Origin of the sequence: Planococcus citreus, from assembly GCF_003664125.1 — a bacterium.
Classification (GTDB): domain Bacteria; phylum Bacillota; class Bacilli; order Bacillales_A; family Planococcaceae; genus Planococcus; species Planococcus citreus.
This window is the reverse complement of the sequence record NZ_RCCP01000004.1, coordinates 254100-273352: the sequence shown is the minus strand read 5'-3', so window position 1 is coordinate 273352 and position 19253 is coordinate 254100. Positions and strand designations below refer to the sequence as shown.

Annotated in this window: 17 protein-coding genes and 2 riboswitches; of the genes, 3 read left to right on the top strand and 14 right to left on the bottom strand. The window is 49.4% G+C overall.

Annotation, left to right across the window (positions count from 1 at the left end):
• Positions 1-40: 40 nt before the first annotated feature.
• The gene (locus DFR62_RS13595; RefSeq protein WP_121300882.1) at positions 41-1087 is read left to right on the top strand and encodes a bifunctional glycosyltransferase family 2/GtrA family protein; all 1047 of its coding nucleotides are present in this window, start codon (positions 41-43) and stop codon (positions 1085-1087) included.
• A 401-nt stretch (positions 1088-1488) separates the two neighbouring features.
• Here the strand turns inward: DFR62_RS13595 and DFR62_RS13590 are convergent, their stop codons facing one another.
• From DFR62_RS13590 to DFR62_RS13540, 10 genes are all read right to left on the bottom strand, one after another.
• Positions 1489-3168 (bottom strand): sodium:solute symporter family protein, encoded by a 1680-nt coding sequence (locus tag DFR62_RS13590; RefSeq protein WP_121300881.1) that lies wholly within the window; start codon positions 3166-3168, stop codon positions 1489-1491.
• Between the two features lie 64 nt (positions 3169-3232).
• Positions 3233-3511, bottom strand: a complete 279-nt coding sequence (locus DFR62_RS13585) for a DUF4212 domain-containing protein (RefSeq protein WP_058381882.1) — start codon at positions 3509-3511, stop codon at positions 3233-3235.
• A 611-nt stretch (positions 3512-4122) separates the two neighbouring features.
• The gene (ribH, locus tag DFR62_RS13575) at positions 4123-4590 is read right to left on the bottom strand and encodes a 6,7-dimethyl-8-ribityllumazine synthase (protein WP_101189424.1); all 468 of its coding nucleotides are present in this window, start codon (positions 4588-4590) and stop codon (positions 4123-4125) included.
• Positions 4591-4602: 12 nt separating this feature from the next.
• Complete coding sequence (locus DFR62_RS13570; RefSeq protein WP_121300879.1) at positions 4603-5793, bottom strand: bifunctional 3,4-dihydroxy-2-butanone-4-phosphate synthase/GTP cyclohydrolase II; 1191 nt, start codon at positions 5791-5793, stop codon at positions 4603-4605.
• Between the two features lie 12 nt (positions 5794-5805).
• Positions 5806-6441 carry a riboflavin synthase gene (gene ribE / locus DFR62_RS13565; protein ID WP_058381886.1) on the bottom strand — a complete coding sequence of 212 codons (636 nt, stop codon included), beginning with the start codon at positions 6439-6441 and terminating at the stop codon, positions 5806-5808.
• Between the two features lie 5 nt (positions 6442-6446).
• Complete coding sequence (gene ribD / locus DFR62_RS13560; RefSeq protein ID WP_121300878.1) at positions 6447-7529, bottom strand: bifunctional diaminohydroxyphosphoribosylaminopyrimidine deaminase/5-amino-6-(5-phosphoribosylamino)uracil reductase RibD; 1083 nt, start codon at positions 7527-7529, stop codon at positions 6447-6449.
• A gap of 98 nt (positions 7530-7627) precedes the next feature.
• A riboswitch (FMN riboswitch) is annotated at positions 7628-7758 on the bottom strand.
• Positions 7759-7865: 107 nt separating this feature from the next.
• Positions 7866-7996: riboswitch (FMN riboswitch) on the bottom strand.
• Between the two features lie 112 nt (positions 7997-8108).
• Complete coding sequence (locus DFR62_RS13555) at positions 8109-8408, bottom strand: TIGR04104 family putative zinc finger protein (RefSeq protein ID WP_121300877.1); 300 nt, start codon at positions 8406-8408, stop codon at positions 8109-8111.
• Positions 8409-8557: 149 nt separating this feature from the next.
• The gene (locus DFR62_RS13550) at positions 8558-9541 is read right to left on the bottom strand and encodes a ring-cleaving dioxygenase (protein ID WP_121300876.1); all 984 of its coding nucleotides are present in this window, start codon (positions 9539-9541) and stop codon (positions 8558-8560) included.
• Complete coding sequence (locus DFR62_RS13545) at positions 9538-10017, bottom strand: MarR family winged helix-turn-helix transcriptional regulator (protein ID WP_121300875.1); 480 nt, start codon at positions 10015-10017, stop codon at positions 9538-9540. The genes DFR62_RS13550 and DFR62_RS13545 overlap by 4 nt, the downstream gene beginning before the upstream one ends.
• A 146-nt stretch (positions 10018-10163) precedes the next feature.
• A complete protein-coding gene (locus DFR62_RS13540) occupies positions 10164-10562 on the bottom strand; it encodes a PaaI family thioesterase (RefSeq protein WP_121300874.1) in 399 nt (132 codons plus the stop codon).
• Positions 10563-10684: 122 nt separating this feature from the next.
• Between DFR62_RS13540 and DFR62_RS13535 the strand changes: the two genes are divergently transcribed.
• Positions 10685-11428, top strand: coding sequence for an alpha/beta hydrolase (locus tag DFR62_RS13535; RefSeq protein WP_121300873.1), 744 nt, complete (start codon positions 10685-10687; stop codon positions 11426-11428).
• Positions 11429-11485: 57 nt separating this feature from the next.
• Here DFR62_RS13535 and DFR62_RS13530 read toward each other — a convergent pair whose 3' ends face one another.
• The 4 genes from DFR62_RS13530 to DFR62_RS13515 form a co-directional block, all read right to left on the bottom strand.
• Positions 11486-12121 (bottom strand): O-methyltransferase, encoded by a 636-nt coding sequence (locus DFR62_RS13530; RefSeq protein WP_121300872.1) that lies wholly within the window; start codon positions 12119-12121, stop codon positions 11486-11488.
• Positions 12122-12177: 56 nt separating this feature from the next.
• On the bottom strand, positions 12178-13128 hold the full coding sequence (locus tag DFR62_RS13525; protein WP_121300871.1) for a siderophore ABC transporter substrate-binding protein: 951 nt from the start codon (positions 13126-13128) through the stop codon (positions 12178-12180).
• Between the two features lie 335 nt (positions 13129-13463).
• Positions 13464-16625, bottom strand: a complete 3162-nt coding sequence (locus DFR62_RS13520) for a hypothetical protein (RefSeq protein ID WP_121300870.1) — start codon at positions 16623-16625, stop codon at positions 13464-13466.
• 185 nt (positions 16626-16810) lie between these two features.
• Entirely contained in the window at positions 16811-18271 is a 1461-nt protein-coding gene (locus DFR62_RS13515) for a SulP family inorganic anion transporter (protein ID WP_121300869.1), read from the bottom strand.
• 178 nt (positions 18272-18449) lie between these two features.
• Between DFR62_RS13515 and DFR62_RS13510 the strand changes: the two genes are divergently transcribed.
• Positions 18450-18992, top strand: a complete 543-nt coding sequence (locus DFR62_RS13510; RefSeq protein ID WP_121300868.1) for a recombinase family protein — start codon at positions 18450-18452, stop codon at positions 18990-18992.
• The last annotated feature ends 261 nt before the right edge of the window (positions 18993-19253 follow it).

Genomic DNA, 19253 nt, shown 5'->3' with positions numbered 1-19253 from the left:
TACCTTATTTCTGGGTGTCAGAAATGGAAAGAGGTTGCCTGTGAAACAATTCGCCATCGTCATTCCGGCTTATAAACCGGAAGAGCCATGCAAACTTACAATCGAAGAAGCGATCTCTGCCGGCTTTTCCCGGATTATCGTCGTGAATGACGGCAGCGGCCCCGCCTATAAAGGCTTTTTTGATGAGCTGGAAAAACTGCCGGAAGTGACTTTATTGACTCATGCGGTCAATCAGGGAAAAGGGCGCGCATTGAAGACAGTTTTTCATTACATCCTCAATCATCAACTGCCGATCGAAGCCATCATCACAGCCGACGCAGACGGCCAGCATATGGTATCGGATATGGTCAAAATCGCAAATGAACTTGAAGCATCGCCGAACCATGTGGTGCTGGGGGCTCGGGATTTTTCTCAACCCAATATCCCGTTCCGCAGCCGCTTCGGCAATCGTTTCACTCGCCTTTTGTTCCGATTGTCGACCGGCGCAGATTTAACGGACACACAGACGGGCCTGCGCGGGATTCCCGTGAAATTCCTGCCGAGGCTTCTGGATGTACTGGGCGAACGCTTTGAATATGAAATGAATATGCTCGCAGCTTTGAAAAAGAATTATATCCCAGTCGTGGAAGTGACGATTGAAACGGTTTACTTGGACGAGAATAAGTCGTCCCATTTCCATCCGCTCCGAGACTCCTACCATATATACAAGATCTTTATATTTTATGGCCTCTCAGGCTTAGCCTCATTTGGGCTCGATATCGCTTTGTTCTGGCTGTTCGTCCAGCTCTTGCGCGACGAATCCCCGGAAATGTTCATCATCATCGCCACGGTGGCGGCACGTATCCTGTCTTCCCTGTTCAATTACTATATCAACCGCAATAAAGTCTTTAAGCAGGGCTCCAAACAATCCTTGCTGCGCTATTATATATTGGCGGCTTTCATCATGGGCGCTTCCGCCGCATCGGTCCACTTCTTGTATGCAGAATGGCTCGGCCGCGGAGAAGTGATCTTGAAAGTGATGGTCGATACGGTGCTGTTCATCTTCGGCTTCGTGGCCCAACGTGCTTGGGTTTTCCGGAAAGAATAAAGACCGTCACTCCCATTTGGCGCACGTAGAAAAGAGCAGAGGCTTGGGCTTCCGCTCTTTTCAACTTATCGAGAAAGTTAAGAAATCGTATTTTCCGAAGCATATCGCTCGCTTTCCGTGGGCTCGCGCCCAAGCCTCCTCGTCACTACGCTCCTGCGGGGTCTCGGTCGTCTCGCTGATCCACAGGAAAGATAAGGTCGACCTACGGGAGACATTATCTTTGCGAAAGTAATGCGCAGCATTATTGAGCAGAAGGGGTTACGAGCGAACGCTTCTCCAAATACTTAGATAGGTCATTGAGTTTTAAATGTCAAAACGCAATCACGTTTTTAAAAGTTTAGTGGATCCTAGACTTATTCAACACTATGAAAAGAGCGGAAGCCCGGGCTTCCGCTCTTTTTTCAATGCTCCGGACGTTTGGTTTCGACCGGATCGGTGCGCCATACTTCACCGTCTTTATATGTCATGCCTTCTGGATAGCGCAAGTCCAGCACTTCTTCCTGTGTTTCTTTCGATGGCGGCTTCGTCGCCAATGAAACGATGATGATCGTCAAGATCGCCGCCGTTGCCCCGAAGACCCCGGCGCCTGTATCGATAATGCCGAGAATCGTAAAGCCGCCGAATTTAGCAGCGAAAATATACGTCAAGGTGACCGTCAACCCGACCAGCATGCCGGCAATGACGCCCGGCCCGTTTGCCCGTCTCCACCACACACCGAGAATCAGTGCCGGGAAGAACGTTCCGGATGCAAGCGCAAATGCCCATGCCACGATCTGCGTAATCGCGCCTGGTGGATTCAGCGCCACGATGCCGGCTGCAACAGTTGCGATGATGATCGATGAACGGCCGACGAGCAGTCGCTGGCTTTCCGTCGCTTTCGGGTTAATTGAACGGTAATAGATATCCTGAGAGAGAGCGGCTGAAATGGCAATCATCAGCCCACCCGCTGTCGATAGTGCCGCGGCCATTGCGCCGGCGGCCATCAACCCGATGACAAAGACACCGAGATTGGCGATTTCAGGCGTTGCCATGACCACGATATCGTTGCTGATGACGATTTCTTCCCACTGCAGGATGCCATCGCCGTTTGTATCAGCAACCGACAACGAGCCTGTGTTCACCCACGAAGCCGTCCAAGCCGGTAAATCAGCAATTGAAGAGCCCGCCACTTGAGTCATCAAGATAAAACGTGAAAATGCGGCATAAGCCGGTGCCGACAAGTAAAGCAAACCGATGAACAATAATGCCCACGCCCCGCTCCAACGGGCTGCTTTCATTGTAGAAACGGTGTAGAAACGCACGATAACGTGAGGCAACCCGGCTGTTCCGGCCATTAATGTAAACATGAGTGCCAAAAACTGCCATTTGGTCGCTTCCGTAAACGGCACAACGTATTCAGAAACGCCAAGCTGCTGATCGAGCTGCTGGAGTTCCCCGATGATCCGTCCGTAAGACAGCCAAGGAATCGGATTGCTTGTCAATTGTAGCGACATGAAAATGACAGGAATTAAATAGGCGATGATCAGGACCAGGTATTGCGCCACCTGCGTCCACGTAATCCCTTTCATCCCGCCAAGTGCCGAGTAGAAAGCGATCAAGACGACACCGATGATTGTCCCGACGGCTGTCGGCACTTCCAACAGCCGGCCGATGACGACGCCGGATCCCGAGAGCTGCCCAATAGAATATGTAAAACTGATGATGATGGTCGCAACTGCCGCGATTAAACGTGCGGTACTGCTGCTATAACGGTCGCCGATAAACTCCGGCACCGTGTAGCGCCCGGATTTCCGGAGCTGCGGCGCCAATAGGAAAGTCAAAAGCAAATATCCGCCTGTCCAACCCATGATATAGGCAAGGCCGTCATATCCGAGCAACATGACCGTTCCGGCCATCCCGATGAACGACGCGGCACTCATCCAGTCGGCGCCGATCGCCATCCCGTTGAACACTGCAGGAACATTACGCCCGGCTACATAAAAGTCGGATGTTTGCCTGGCCATATTATAGACGGCGATGCCGATGTACAAGCCGAATGTTGCCAGGATCAATACAAGTGATACGAGAAATTGTGAATCCACTGCTTCTCCCCCTTGTCGATTATGCAATTTTATCCATCGCTTTCAGTTAGTCGGAAGCCCTTTGCTATTTCTTGTCTTCCAAGTCTTGATCCAAACCGAATTTTTTGTCGATCCGGTCATTGACGATGGCGTTAACGAAAAGCAAGATGATGAAAGTCAACACTGCCCCTTGCGCTCCCATGAAATAATGGAAAGGCATTCCATTGACGCTGAAGCCCGACAATTCCTCCGCGAACATGACGACCCCGAAAGATGCCGAAAACCCGATCAGTAAATAGATGGTGACCAACGTGGTACGAGTCCGGAAATACGCATCTGCTTGTTTTTTATCGATCTTCCTCAAATTACCCACCCCTTTGCCGGTTTAGAAGCCGAATTCCTCTATTGCGAAGTTCACCCCCTCAACTGGAAAATGAAACGGACCGTATCCAGGAATGGGAGTGGCACCATTATGACCTTGACGAGCATGAATGCAAATAGCGATGCAAATGGAAGGAAAAAATAGACGACCTTCCGTCTTTTTAACCCAGCGACTACGGACACGATGGTGATAAGGCTCAATGTAAGAACCCAGATCATCGACTCACTCCTTTTTTGAAAACGCTAACAAATAAGCCTACGGACGGCCTATCATAAGTGATGATTCGCCCTTCCCCCTCCCTTTCCATTTTAAGGATAATAGATATTATCTTTTTTCATTATTCTAAAACTTCTGTTAATTGTCAATGCATTATTATAATAAGATTCAAATAAAATATCTTTTGAACTCAAAGTAGTATAGGCTGAAATTCCAACAGTATGTTGTTGTATCAAGATAAATGCCACCAATAAATGAGCCTGCATTCATAAAAGAATGCAGGCTCATGTTAATTATTCACTTGTGTGAAATGATGGATGCCCAGAAAATATCTGGCCCATTCCGCCAATCAAAAACCTGTTTTCAGCTCTTTTGGATCAGTCGAATGCTTTCATCAAATTGCCCATTTCAACTGCAGAAACTGCCGCTTCGTAGCCTTTGTTTCCAGCTTTCGTGCCAGCGCGTTCAATCGCCTGTTCAATCGTTTCCGTCGTCAACACGCCGAAAATGACCGGAACGCCTGTCGACATGCCGGCTTGCGCAATGCCTTTTGCCGCTTCGCTGCAGACGTAATCGTAATGCGTCGTCGAACCGCGGATCACGGTACCGAGTGCGATAACCGCATCGTATTTTTTTGTTTCCGCCATTTTCTTCGCGACCAGCGGCAATTCAAATGCCCCCGGTACCCACGCAGTGTCGATGTTTTCCTTATTTACGCCGTGGCGCACCAAGCCGTCGACGGCGCCGTCCAACAAGCGCGAGGTGATGAAATCATTGAATCTGCCTGTAACGATCCCTATTTTTAAATCCGATCCGATCAAATTTGCTTCGTAAACTGTTTCCATTATGAACACTCCTTAGTCGATTAGATGATGCATCCGTTGTTTTTTCGTTTTCATGTATTGCGTATTGTCTTCAGTTGGCGGGATGACGAGCGCCAGCCGTTCTTCCACTTCGATGCCGTATTCGATAAGCGCAGCTGTCTTGGCTGGATTGTTCGTCAACAGCCGGACGCGCGACACGCCCAGGTCTTTCAGCATCAAAGCACACAATGTATAATCGCGCATTTCCGCAGGGAAGCCGAGCTGTTCATTAGCCTCGACCGTATCCAAGCCCTGTTCTTGCAGCTCATACGCTTTCAGCTTGTTCAACAAGCCGATGCCGCGCCCTTCCTGTCTCATATAGAGGACGATGCCCGCGCCTGCCTGTTCGATCAATTCAAGCGATTTCGCAAGCTGCGCCCCGCAATCACAGCGGCGCGAGTGGAAAATATCACCGGTCAAACACTCTGAATGAATGCGCACAATCGGTGCTTCCACCGACTCGGGATTGCCTTTGACGATGGCGACATGCTCTTCTGTATCCAGGCGGTTGGAATAACCCACCATGCGGAATTCACCGAAGTCGGTCGGCATGTGGACACTCGATTCCCGCTTGAGAATCGGGTCTTTCTCCGCGCGGTACGCATAGAGATCCTCGATGGTAATAAGTTTCAAATTGAATTCATCTGCCAGCTTTTCCAGTTCCGGCATGCGTGACATTGTGCCGTCAACATTCATGATTTCACAAATGACCGCTGCCGGTTCGCTGCCGCTAAGACGCGCCAAGTCGACTGACGCCTCTGTATGGCCTTGGCGCTGGAATACGCCGCCCGATTTTGCGACAAGCGGGAAGACGTGCCCCGGCCGTTTGAAATCCTGCGGCACAGCTTTTGTATTGAGCATCTGCAAAATGGTGTCCGACCGTTCAAAGGCGCTGATTCCCGTCTTGGCATCTTTATGGTCGATGCTGACGGTAAATGCCGTTTCGTGATGGTCAGTGTTATGGCTGACCATTTGGTCGAGTTTCAAACGCAATGCGATATCCGGCGAGACCGGCGTGCAAATAAGCCCCCTGCCATGCGTTGCCATGAAATTGATGTTTTCAGGCGTCGCATGTTCTGCAAGACAGACAAAATCGCCTTCGTTTTCCCTTGATTCATCATCTACTAGAATAATGACTTTTCCTGCCTGCAAATCCTTTACTGCTTCTTCAATTGTATTTAGCATCGGTTTGCTCCTTTAAAATCCGTGGCGCCGCAAATAATCGGCGTTCATCGGTTGTTTTGGCGCATGCTCCATAAAACGCTGCACGTACTTTCCAAACATATCGGTCTCGAGATTGACCGAATCACCTACTTTTTTGCTGCCCAAAGTTGTTTCTCCCGCCGTATGCGGGATGAGCGAAACGGTCAAATGATTTTCGCTGAGTTCGAAAATCGTTAAGCTGATGCCGTCAATTGCGACGGATCCTTTAACGATCGACTGCGCAAGCAATTCAGGAGGCGCCGCTATATCGATATACATGGCATTTTCCTGTGGGCGCTTGCGCAAGATCTTGCCGACCCCATCGATATGGCCCGCGACAAGATGCCCGCCGAAACGGCCATTCGCCGCCATGGCACGTTCCAGATTGACGGCACTGGATGTACTAAGTGAAGAAAGCGTCGTGCCGTGGAAGGTTTCCGGCATGACATCCACCGTGAAACGGCCGCTTGATAACGAAGTCACGGTCAAACAGACCCCTTCGACTGAAATGCTGTCGCCGATTTTTGTTTCTTCTAAGACAACATTTGCACGGATCGTCATTTCCATGCTGGACGCGCCGCGCTTGATCCCCGCGAGTTGCCCCTTTTCTTCTATAATTCCTGTAAACATTTGTGTCACTCCTTTAAGGTGGAGATGATCTTCAGATCCGTTCCAAGGTGCTCCACCTTTTGTGTCTCCAAGCGAATGCCGTTTGACGCAGAACTGGTTTGCAGGTCGCCGAAGACGGAAACGGTTCCTTCGCCGCCGAGAATGATCGGCGCAATATACGTAGCAACTTCATCCACCAAACCGCTTTTCAAAAAAGCGGTATTGATTTTTTGCCCGCCTTCCACAAGGACAGATAACACCTTCTGCTCGGCCAGCAATTCCAGTGCAGCGGCGATTTCCACATCCGGCGTGTCCAGTTGCAGAATTCGGACATGCTCAGGAAATGCGCCGCGGCTGTCGATATCGGCTCTTGATCCGACGATAATCCAAGTAGGGGCATCAGGTACTTGAATGACATGGCTCTCTAATGGGATGCGCAGCTGGCGATCCAAAATGACGCGGATCGGCTGCTTCGGGGAGTCAGCAAACCGATTGGTCAAACGGGGGTTGTCGAGTGCAATGGTCTGCGCGCCGACCAAGATGGCGTCGTGCAGCAAGCGCAGTTCGTGGACGTCGCGCTGCACTTCAGGCCCTGTAATTTTTTCGGAACGCCCGCCGCGAACAGCGATTTTGCCGTCTAGCGTAATGGCATGCTTCAATGTGACGAATGGCCGCTTTTTGCGGATAAAGGTAAAAAACATCCGGTTCAGCTCCGCAGCTTCCTGCTCGCAGACACCGGTCTCTACAATAACCCCGGCATTTTCAAGCTTTTGGATGCCTTGGCCCGAAACGAGCGGATTCGGGTCAAGCACAGCGACGACGACACGGCGGATGCCGGCTTTTATAATCGCGTCTGCGCAAGGCCCTGTCCGGCCATGATGGCTGCAAGGCTCCAGCGTCACATATATATCTGCGCCTCGTGCTTCATTGCCTGCCATATTCAGCGCATGGATTTCTGCATGCGCCTGTCCCGCTTTCAGATGCGCGCCCATGCCGATGATGCGGCCATCTTTGACGATCACCGACCCGACAAGAGGGTTGGGGGAAGTCTGCCCGGCAGCTGATCGCGCCAACTCCAGTGCGTGCTTCATGATTTGCTGATCGTCCACTTGATCACACCTTTCAGAACAAAATAAAACCCATTGATTAGCCAATGGGTTAGAAGACAATAGGAAATAGAACTATAGAAAACTCTATAATTTCCGTGTTCTTCCTTCTCCCATCCAGACTTTAACTGTCGGCTTTGGACTTGCACCAAATCCTGCCCCGAAAGGCTCACGGGCTTCGGATTGCTCCGTTACCGTCGATTGGGAATTTCACCCGACCCCGAAGGAATACTATTCAGTTGATCATCCACAGTATGCAAAAAAGGCCCCTTTCGTAAAAGAAAGGGGCCTTGAAAGTGCATATCAAATAAACCTAAGCGATTGCTAGTAGGCTGTTTGACGGTTCTTCTCCCATCCAGACTTTGACTGTCGGCTTTGGACTTGCACCAAATCCTGCCCCGAAAGGCTCACGGGCTTCGGATTGCTCCGTTACCGTCGATTGGGAATTTCACCCGACCCCGAAGAACGCTATAGATGATTATCTGTAAGTTTAGCGCAAGCTCAGGGGGCTGTCCAGAAAAGAATCTTCATTTGTTGCGCGCAGGCAACTGAATCCCTAGAAAGAAACTCGGATTTCACTAGTCACCACATCGGCCCACGCTCGTCTGTCAATTCGATAAAGAATGGGTAAATGCCCATGATCACTAAAAAGGAAACCAGAAATAAGGCGAGGGAAACGAACGGATCGATGCCGAAAGCGACCGAAATGAACATGATGAGCGGAGCGGCGAAGACGAACAAGCTGGTCTTTTTCCGAGATTCCATCGTCATGAATTGCTCCTGCCGGCAAGACGGGCAAGTTAAGCTATCCCCGAGTGTGAACAATCTGCAGACGGTCTGCCCCCATGTCCATATCGTTCCGCAATTTCGGCATTTCGGCATCGCCGTTCTCCCCTTTCCTTGTACTATCTATACTTACGTACATAAGTGGGATAAGTTCCCAAAACCGTCCCATTATTTCAGTTTTTTGGACATTCTTTCCTCCTACCTGCAAAAAAGCACTGCCCATTGTGAGCAGTGCCGAATTTTCCTTATAGGTATTCTTTTTCGATATCCTTCGTGCTGCGCTCCGTATCAATCGGGCGCACCATACTTTCGATCTGTTCACGCTTCGGCTCTAAAAACGGCGGCAAAGAAAGCTTCTCCCCAAGCGTTTCATATGGCTCATCGCCCATGAAGCCCGGGCCATCTGTTGCCCATTCAAACAATAAACCAGGTGCGACCCGTGCATACAACGATTCAAAGAAGAAACGGTCGACGTAGCCGGAAGTCGAGAAGCCGATTTCCTGCATATGGCCGATCCATTCATTCAATGCTTCGCGGTCCGCCACGCGGAAGGCGGCGTGATGCACCGTGCCGAAACCTTGCTGGCCGGATGGCAAGTCTGCGTTATGTTCGACGATCACTTGCGCACCGTTTCCGCCTTCGCCCATCTCGAATAAATGAAGCGGCCCTTCGTTGGCAATCTCACGCATATGCATCGCTTTTTCCAATACTTCCTTCAAGTAATCAAATTGCCCGATGCGGATATGGATCGGGCCAAGGCCGGCGATGGCAAATTCAAGTGGGACCGGGCCGTGCTGCCACGGCGTGCCCGCTTGTACGCCTTTGTTGTTCTCGTCCGATACAAGCATATACTGCTGGTCATCGAAGTCGGAAAACGACAAAGTTTTCACGCCGAATTGTTCGGTTATGGCATTGTGCTTTACTTCATATTTGTCAAAACGTTTTTCCCAATAGCTAAGCGCTTCGTCCGTCGGCACACGGAAAGCCGTCTTGTAAATTTCGTTCGTGCCATGAGAGCCTTTCGGGATTCCAGGAAAATCAAAGAAAGTCATATCCGTCCCGGCCGAGCCTTTATCGTCAGCGAAAAACAAGTGATAGGTTTGGATATCATCTTGGTTCACCGTTTTCTTAACCAATCTCATGCCCAATACATACGTGAAAAATTCATAATTCTTCTCGGCGCTGCTCGTAATCGCCGTTACATGGTGGATCCCTTTCAATTCGTTCATGCATACCGCTCCTTGTCTTTTAATATTCTATCTTTCGGTTCAATACTATCTTGTGCTTCATAGCCGACTTTTTTCAGCTTCTCGATCAACTCCACTACTTCCTCTTGCTCAAGCCCGGCAAACACTTTATCCATCTGCCGTTCATGTTCAGGGAAGATCCGCTTCATCAATTCCTGGCCGTCGTCAGTCAAAAGCGCATAAGTTACACGCCGGTCTTCTTTGCATGCTTCTCGTTCGACATACCCTTTGTGCTCTAGCTTATCGACCACGTAGGTGATGCTGCTGCTTGCAATCAACACTCTCTTGCCAATTGCCTGTATCGGTTGCCGGCCTTGATGGTAGAGCAGTTCGAGCACCGAGAATTCGGTCGCGTTCAAGCCATATCCCGCAACATCGCGCTTGATGGCGTCATGGACCGCATCCGCGGCGCGAATCAAAACCGTCACAGCTTTCAGGTTCTGGTTGGAGAACTCCATTTATTTCACCTCTTTATTTCGAATTAAAATATCTTTAATTAAAAGTAATTATAACAAGCAGCCGCTTTCGGGTCAAGAGAACGGCTTCCAATTGCAGCCAATCAAAAAACCCCTCTTCGCCAGATGCGAAAAGGGGCTATTGAAATTTATAATTTGAAGGTGCCTGTGCTATAGGCCAATAATTCATCTTGATCGCTGACGACGCGCCCTGTGAGGACCGCTGTACTGTTCGTCTGATGCAGCATTTCAGCGTGGAAAATGGCCGTTCCCTCCGCCAAGCTTTTGATGAAACGAACTTCCATTTGAATCGTCGAAACCGCATCGCTTCCGAGCGAGCGCGAGGCAAGCCCCATGACGATATCGATTCCCGACATGATCGCGCCGCCGTGCAGCATATTTTGCATATTGTCATTTTCAGGTTTTTTCTTCAAACGCATGGACGCCTTGCCATACTCTACCCGGTCGATTTCAAAACCGAGCATTTGGAAATAAGGGCCGTTCTCGAACTGCTCGATCAATTGCGTATATTCCTGTACTTTTTGCACGCGATCTCCCCCAGTTGATTATTCTTCCATTAGTATAGCATTCCTTTTTGAGGCAGTTGAATGGGCAGGACTTTCCCAAAAAGCAACGAATACTTAAGGACTACCTAAAAGGAGGTTTTTGGATGACACACGATTTTGATGTTCTTCCCGGCGCAGAGCCGTTCATTTCACAAGGCGGGAAAACAGGAATTCTCGTATCCCACGGCTTTACCGGCACGACTCAAAGCATGCGCCCGCTTGCTGAGGCTTTCGCGAACGAAGGATATAGCGTCTATGCCCCGCGCCTTAAAGGGCATGGGACGCATTATGAAGATATGGAAACCAGCACGTATCAGGACTGGATCGCTTCTGTCGAGGAGGCCTACGCTTGGCTGTCGGAGCGCTGTGATAAGATTTTCGTGGCTGGCTTGTCGATGGGCGGCACGCTCGCGCTTTATATGGCGGAAAACCATCCGGAGATCGTTGCCATTTCCTTGATCAACGCTGCTGTTGAAGTTCCAGACATGGAGGGCGTTAAGGAGTTGCAGGATGTGCGCTTTTTGGACGCCATCGGATCCGATATCAAAAAACCGGGAATCACTGAGCTTGCCTACGACAAAACACCGGTCGCTTCCGTTAAGGAGATCCTGTCCTTCATGGATTTGGTCCGAAAAAAACTGTCGGCCATCCATTGCCCTACACTGCTGTTCGTCTCGCCGGAAGACCATGTCGTTCCGCCGGCTAATTCAACATTCATTTTTGAGCATATTTCATCTGAAGAAAAAGACCTTATCGAAATGCCGGATAGCTACCATGTGGCGACGCTTGATCACGACCAGCAGCGGATCATCGACGGCACGCTTGCCTTTTTCCGCAAATACGAATAAATTCTGCTCTATTTATATAGCAAAGGACGGAAGGCGTGAGATCCTTCCGTCCTTTTGTCATTTTTTCACTCTTGCTACGAGCAATCCATCACCGACCGGCAGCAGGATCGACTCCAATTGTGGATGTCTTGAAGCCGTTCCGTTGAACTTCTTCATCGCTTCGGTGTGCTGACGCTCTTCACCCGCCTCTGCCACACTTCCCCCAGCCAGTACATTATCGGCGACAATCAATGCCCCGTTTTCTGCAAGTTCCAAGCAAGCGGCTAAATAGTTTTCGTAATTCTCCTTGTCAGCATCGATGAAAAAGAAATCGAATGTTCGCCTCTGGCCTTTCAACTGCGCCAAGCTGTCCAAGGCAGGGCCCGTCAGATAATTGACTTGGCTGCCGAATCCTGCTTTTGCCAGATGGGCGTTTGCCAGTTCGGCATAGTCCTGCTCCAATTCCAGTGAAGTCAAATGGCCTTTTTCGCCAAAGCCCCGCGCCAGGCAAATCCCGCTATAGCCGCCGAGTGCGCCGAGTTCCAATACCCGTTCCGCTTCCGTCATTGCCACGAGCATCGTCAGCAGTTTTCCAGACGCTGGCGATACCGAAATCGGCCGCATGCCTTGTGCGTTAATGGCGGCAAGCACCCCTTCCAGCACCTCGTCTTGCTCGACAAACACTTTATTGATATAAGAATTGATTTCCTCCATACCCTCATTCCTCCTTATGATTGAGAAAAGCCCCGGCGATGCCGGGGCTTTGATACTTAAAATGCAGATTCGATAGCGTTGACCATTTCGCTGACAGACTGCAGTCCGCCGCCGGACAGGTACCAATAATCCGGATCCAAGTAAATGATCTTATCGTTTTGATAAGCGTTCGTTTTCTGGACCAATTCATTCTCCAATGAATCTTTCGCACTTGCGTCATTGCCTACTGCTGCATTGCGGTCGACGACGAACATCATGTCCGGGTTCGTATCGAGGATGTATTCATACGTGATGCTTTGGCCATGCGTAGACGCTTCGATGCCTTCGTCCGCTTGTTTGACGCCAAACACGTCATGGATGATACCGAAGCGTGATGCTGCTCCGTATGCGCTGACTTTTCCTTCATTGGCCAGAACGATCAAGCCTTTTTCATCAGAAGTCGCTGTTTTCTCTTTAATGCCTTCGATTTGCTCGTTGATAGCTGCAAGCTCTTCTTCAATTTCCGCTTCTTTGCCAAAAATTTCCCCGACCGTTTCCATGTTCGTTGTGAACGAGTTCATATAATCCGTTGTGTCTACGCCTAAGTGAATAGTCGGTGCGATGTCGCTGAACTCATTATACATTTCCGCTTGGCGGCCGGAGATGATGATCAAGTCCGGATCCATGGCGTGGATCGCTTCAAAATCCGCTTCTTTCAATGTGCCGATGTTTTCGTATTTCTCAGTGTCTTCGTATTGCTCCAAATATGTAGGAATATTTCCTTGTGCAACACCTGCAACAGATTCTACTCCCAATTGATCGAGTGTATCCAGGATCCCGAAATCGAACACGACGACTTTCTCAGGGTTTTTCGGAACTTCCGTCTCGCCCAGTTCATGCGTCACTTTCACCGTTTCCGTTGTTTGTGCATCCGCCGTTTGGCTGTCTGTCGCCTCTTCTTCTGCCCCGCAAGCTGCGAGAACTGCAAACATCATCAATACCAAAATTGCTGTTATCCATTTCTTCATTTTTTCCGTCTCCTCTTCTATTGAAATTATTGGATGGTGGACATCCGTTGTGCATTATGTAATCTTTCGTCGGTGACTCTTGAAAAATCGCTCCCTTCAACGATCAGATGATACTGATAATCATTATCACTTAACCACATTTATTAGTATAGCAGAATAAAAAACACTTTCAAGAACTAAATGAGAATTATTTTCAATTGTTTTTTCATAAATGAAATAGCCGAGGCTCTGCTCCTGCTTCAGCTGTTCACAATAAAAAAAGACCCAGTACGAACTGCCTCAAGGCCGTTAGTTGTTCCTAACGGTTCCGGGCAGCCCGATATCGGGTCTTTTCTTCACTCAGTATTTTTGAACGTTTCTTGCAAAATGTAATAGGATTCTTTCAAGCGTTCCCGCGTTTGCGGCAACCCCCATGCTTCCCATGAATAAAGCTTGCTGCTGTCCAAGCCCATCGACTCCAGTTCTTTTCCGTCCGGATTCTCAAGAAGCGCTGCAGCTTTTATGCCTTCCACTGTCATGCTCGCCGCTATGCCGCCTTTTTGCAAATCGCCCGTGAACTCTTTTTTCGCCGGGTCTTTCGCATTCAACAGCATCCACGGAATCCGGATTTCCAAAATCCCGTCCTCTTCTGAATAATAATAGTCATTCAATGAATCGTATTGATCGTCTTTAGGATCGGCTATGCCAAAGCGCAGCTTCCCTGTCTCATAATACTCGAAAGGGTAGACTTCCCCCGTATCCGGGCGCGTGAATTCCTTGTTCAATGCCAGGCGCATCGGATGGAAGTTGTTTTCAATATCCGGCTCTTTTGGAATCATCTCCAGCCGCTCGTAGTAATCATAATAGAAGGTGTCGTAATCGCCGGCCACTTTAAGCGCCGCTTTTTCCCCATCGATGGAAAGCTCGAAATCAGCAAGGAAGTCCTCTGCTACTTGAATTCCCTGATCATCCCGCACACTGAAGTACAAGCGCAAGCGGTCTTCATTCCACCACTCCTCTTGTGGATCGAACTCCGCTTTGACGTACACGTAACGCTCGTCGGAATCCATCGATAACGAGCGCAAGGCGCCTTGCTCTTTTTCATATAGCAGCGATCCATCCTGCCAATCGTCTTTGCCGTCGACTTTCACTTTATGGCGGTCGAAGCTCAACAAGCCGAATTGCTGCTCGTTTGTTTGGGCATTGGACCAGAACGGGCGCTCATCTGGATTGTCATAATCCATCGTGTTCCATGTGCGCTTGAACCATTCATCCTGCCAAGTGAACACCAAACCGCCAAGCATTCCTTCTTCGAGGATATCTTCATACAAACGGCTGGCGATTTCCCCTTGCTCACTCTCGGAAATAAAGCCTTGGTTCCAGCCGAATGGGTTTTTATGGGTCATGCCCCTTGAAGCCGGCACACCGAATTCCGCAATCAACAATGGCATATCATGCGATTCGTTCAAATCACGTAAATACCCCGCGTAATTATTGCGCTCGCCGCGGTGGTCGATAAATTCCGTGTATTTCTCTTCTAAGTTCAGGAAATCCGGATAGTATGGATAGACATGATACGAAGCAAACATGCCTACTTCGGCCAATTCACCGATCGCACGGATATGGTTGGGATCCACCGTCGCCAAGTCTTCTTGTTCACTCGGCTCTGCCGGTTGGTCGATATTATCGGTCGTCACCCAATTCGTGAAGCTGAGCGGGCGCATGCTGTCATAGGTTTCGTATTCATAGGCAGCTAAAACGTCCAGCTGCTCCGCAATCCAGTACTCCATCGGATTGGCATCTTCGGTTTCGATATATGTGCCCGAAAACTCGCCAAGATCCGGATATTTACGGTTCATCTCGTCGACTGTAAACGGATACCATTCAATGCCAATCATCCAGCCGATGACGTAATCGGAAATGTCTGCCGTGTAAGTTCCGGAAGCATGCCCCGGTTCTTCATCAACTTCAGCATCACCATGAACGGCATCGGCCACTTTTTTCATCTCTTGCTGGAAGCGTTCCGTAATTTCAGGCGTGAACGCATCCAAGGTTTCTTCTAGCGGCCCTTCATCAATCCATACACCGTGGTAGACATAGAGCGGCGTTTCGGCTGATTCATTGTACTTGACCAATGCTTCATAGAAAGCAGGCGGGTGAAGCGTATAGACGCGAATCGCATTGGCGTTCATTTCCCCGATTGCCTTGAACCAGCGGTCATATTCCTCGCGGGTGATCCCTGCTTCGCCAGGGAATGTGCCGGGTTTTGCCATGCCCATATTGACGCCTTTGACGGTGAATTCTTTCCACTCGCCATCTTCGAACACTTCAAACTGCTCGCCGTTTACACGCGATGGATAGGAAATCCCGTCTTTTTCAGCTGCCGACGACACTTGTGACGGCGTTTCCTGTTCTTTTCCTGAACTGTCCGCAAGAATCGATTCCATCATTGGCACATACGTTTTCCAATAAAAACTATCGTTGCCGCCAAATGACATCCAATCCCGCATCTTAGCAAGCCCCCCGTATTGGTAGAATGACGGCACATCCTCGACGTCAACGAAGTCGCCAGCAAAATAATAGACGTCCGCATCATTTACAGTCGTGTGCATGACGGCCGGAAAATTCTCCGGAATCCCGCGTTCGGAAAGCGCCGCTTGGCCTTGTTCGCCGAGAGACCATTCGTATTCGGCAAGCACTTCGGTCTGTCCTTGCACTTCATTGATATCAAACCAATAATCGAATGTCGGACTTTCCTGAAGACCGAAAGCCGTTTGCCCAGGCTCTGTGAATTTCACATGCAGTCCAGCATTTTCGATATCGCCCCGCTCTTCAGACAACACAACAATCTCGCCACTGGCATCTTCAACAAGCACGAACCCTCCGCCCGTAAACTGCCATTCTTCTGCCTCCTGTTCATAATTCTGGACGATCCATGCAGGCACCTCGGCACCTGCTAAGTCAGGAAAATAGCGGCCGCTCCAGCCACTCCACTTAATGCCTAAAAATTCTTCCATATCCGTGCTGACATCAGCATCTGTCGGGGAAGCGAATGTATTGAATTCAACGACTAAATCACTGCCCGTATTGATTACTTGCTGCTTGATCGCCTGCCATTCAGCCATCTCCAAGCCGCCATAGATGAGCTCGGAGCGTTCACCTTTGGCCTCTTGCCAAGGGAGATCGTCTTCATATACCCCGTAGGCATCAGCCAAATAAATCAAATCATAGCCCGATCCGAGTTCCTCGATGCCCCGAATTTCATAATCCTTGTCGTTTTCATCCGGCATAAAACCGAAGTAATCCGTATCTGCGCGGTAGTCCGACTCATCCTCTTTGACAAAACGGTTATGGTTCAAGACCCAAGTCAGCCCTTTATGTTCGCGGTAATTTTCCGACGGGACGGTCTTATCGACAATCGCCACGTTCAAAGGCTCGCTTCCTTGAAACAGCCAGATAATGAATGGTGATAGCAATAACAGCAACACGATCGCTGTACCAATGATTGTTTTTTTCACAATGAATACCTCTTTTCCAATAAAACCTATTTACGGTTATTATATAGTATAAAAATTTTGTTTAAATAGAAAATATTTCTAAAAAGCGAACGCTTTACATCTTTTTTTATTATTTGATCCCGCTGATGTGTCCAGACGCAAAGAAGCCCGTCCTTTTTGAAAGGACGGGCTTCTCTATAATTTCATCAATGGGTAGGTAGTTTAGCATTCGAGCTTTTGAAGATCGCCAATTGATCGATCAGTTTCTGGCTTCCTGCATCCAGGCCGGTCACTTCCACTTCATTGGCATTTTCGCGGAACTTCAGCACGACCCTGTCGACGGCGCCGACGCCGGAATCGTCCCAAATATGGGCATCCGTGAAATCGATAATCACTTTCTCACGTTCGATATCGAAATCGAATTTCTCCAGGAAATCTTCAACCGAAGCGAAGAACAATTGGCCTTCGACACGGTATTGCGTCGCATCGAGCAAACGCTTTTCCACTTTGATTTTGGAAATTTTCGAGACGAAAAAGATGGCACTCAGTAAAACGCCTGCTAGTACACCAATCGATAAATCGTGCGTATAGACAACGATGGCGACCGTCGCAACCATAACAATCGAATCAGTCTTCGGTGCTTTTTTCAAGTAAGTGAACGAAGCCCAGTCGAATGTGCCGATCGATACCATGATCATGATGCCGACAAGCACCGGCATCGGGATCTGTACGACGACATTGCCGAGCACGATGATCAAAAACATCAGGAACGTACCGGCAACGAGTGCCGACAATCGGCCGCGGCCGCCCGACTTGACGTTGATGACCGATTGCCCGATCATCGCACAGCCCGCCATTCCGCCGAAGAAACCGGTGACGAAGTTGGCGATTCCTTGCCCTCTGGCTTCTTTGTTCTTGTCGCTTGTCGTATCGGTCATGTCGTCGACGATATTCGCCGTCAAGAGCGATTCAAGCAAGCCGACAATCGCCAGCGCAAGTGAGTACGGGAAGATGATCGACAAGGTTTCCAAATTGAATGGCACATCCGGCAATAGGAAGCTCGGGAGCGTCTGATTGATCGTGCCGAGGTCGCCCACGGTCCGCAAATCTAAGCCAGTATAGATGGCCACTGCCGTCAATACGACCAGCGCAATGAGCGGGGCCGGGATGGCTTTGAAAAAGCGCGGCACGATGTAGATAATGGCCAGTGTGATGGCCACGAAGAGATAGGTCATATTGTTGATGCCGATGAAATGCGGCACTTGAGCCATGAAAATCAAGATGGCCAGCGCGTTGACGAAGCCGATCATGACAGCGCGTGGGATGAATTTCATCACTCTTGCCACTTTAAAAACGCCGAACAGGATTTGGATGACCCCTGTCAAAATCGTCGCAGCGAGCAAGTATTCCAGCCCGTGGTCACGGACAAGCGGCACCATCAATAGCGCCATCGCGCCGGTAGCGGCCGAAATCATGCCGGGACGCCCGCCGACGAAAGCGATGATGACCGCAATGCTGAAGGAAGCGTATAAGCCGACCATCGGATCGACCCCTGCAATGATGGAGAAGGCAATGGCTTCCGGAATAAGCGCAATGGCGACGAGAATCCCTGACAATATATCGCCGCGGATATTCCCGAACCATTGGGTTTTAAGACTTTGTTTCACGTGTTCGTGCTCCTCTATTCTTTATTTAAAAGTTTCTTCATGTACTGGAAACCTTATTTTTTCACAATGAAAATAGTTTAGCACCGACGCTCCATTAATGGAACCTTTTTGGGTCCGTTTTTACAAAAAAATTAATATGTTATAATATATTCACTTTGTACAGCGAGGAGTTTTTTACGTGCGAATCGGTTACGCAAGAGCCATTGAAGAAGATTTAGATTGTCAAAAGCAGCGTGCCCTGTTTGAAGAATTCGGCTGCGATGTGATCCATATAGAATTCCACAGTTCCCCGAAACAGCGGATCGAGCTGGAACGCATGCTCGAAGCTGTCGGCCCTGGAGACCGCATCATAGTAATGAAACTCCATGTGCTGGCAGATTCAACCCGCCAATTGGTGGACCTGGTTGAAGCGCTCGAAGAAAAAAGCGCGTTCCTTCATGCCGTTAAAGAAAATATCGACACTGCAAAAGGCACGTCGTTTTCATTTTTGGACATCGCGAAATCCATCGCCGAATTCCAGAGCGATTCCATCAGCGCGAAGACCAAAGCGGGCTTATCGGAAGCCAAGCAAAAAGGCATGCACGCCGGGCGCCCGCGCAAGCCGGATGCCAATGTCAAAAAAGCGATCGAAATGTATAAAAGCAAGTCCTATAGCTTGGCCGAAATCAAAGAACAGACCGGCATCAGCAAATCCACTTTGTATCGTTATTTGGAGAATTAAAAAAAGAGCGCCTCGGCGCTCTTTTTTTCAGGCTGTCGAAAAGGTAAGAAGTCGTATTTCCCGAAGCTTATCGCTCGCTTTCCGTGGGGCGGGAATCGAGCCTCCTCGTCACTTCGTTCCTGCGGGGTCTCTCAAACCCGCTAGTCCCACAGGAGTCGAGCAAACGCTTCTCCAAATACTTAGCTAAGTCATTGATTTTTGAATGTAGAAATGGTGATTTCCTTTTTCATTCATAGCGGATTATAGACTTCTTCAACCCTC

Excerpts from the sequence above, each read along its gene's own strand:
- ribH (WP_101189424.1), bottom strand. The coding sequence starts at position 4,590 with ATGGAAACAGTTTACGAAGCAAATTTGATCGGATCGGATTTAAAAATA.
- DFR62_RS13570 (WP_121300879.1), bottom strand. The coding sequence starts at position 5,793 with ATGCTAAATACAATTGAAGAAGCAGTAAAGGATTTGCAGGCAGGAAAA.
- ribE (WP_058381886.1), bottom strand. The coding sequence starts at position 6,441 with ATGTTTACAGGAATTATAGAAGAAAAGGGGCAACTCGCGGGGATCAAG.
- DFR62_RS13555 (WP_121300877.1), bottom strand. The coding sequence starts at position 8,408 with ATGCCGAAATGCCGAAATTGCGGAACGATATGGACATGGGGGCAGACC.
- DFR62_RS13550 (WP_121300876.1), bottom strand. The coding sequence starts at position 9,541 with ATGAACGAATTGAAAGGGATCCACCATGTAACGGCGATTACGAGCAGC.
- DFR62_RS13545 (WP_121300875.1), bottom strand. The coding sequence starts at position 10,017 with ATGGAGTTCTCCAACCAGAACCTGAAAGCTGTGACGGTTTTGATTCGC.
- DFR62_RS13535 (WP_121300873.1), top strand. The coding sequence starts at position 10,685 with ATGACACACGATTTTGATGTTCTTCCCGGCGCAGAGCCGTTCATTTCA.
- DFR62_RS13530 (WP_121300872.1), bottom strand. The coding sequence starts at position 12,121 with ATGGAGGAAATCAATTCTTATATCAATAAAGTGTTTGTCGAGCAAGAC.
- DFR62_RS13525 (WP_121300871.1), bottom strand. The coding sequence starts at position 13,128 with ATGAAGAAATGGATAACAGCAATTTTGGTATTGATGATGTTTGCAGTT.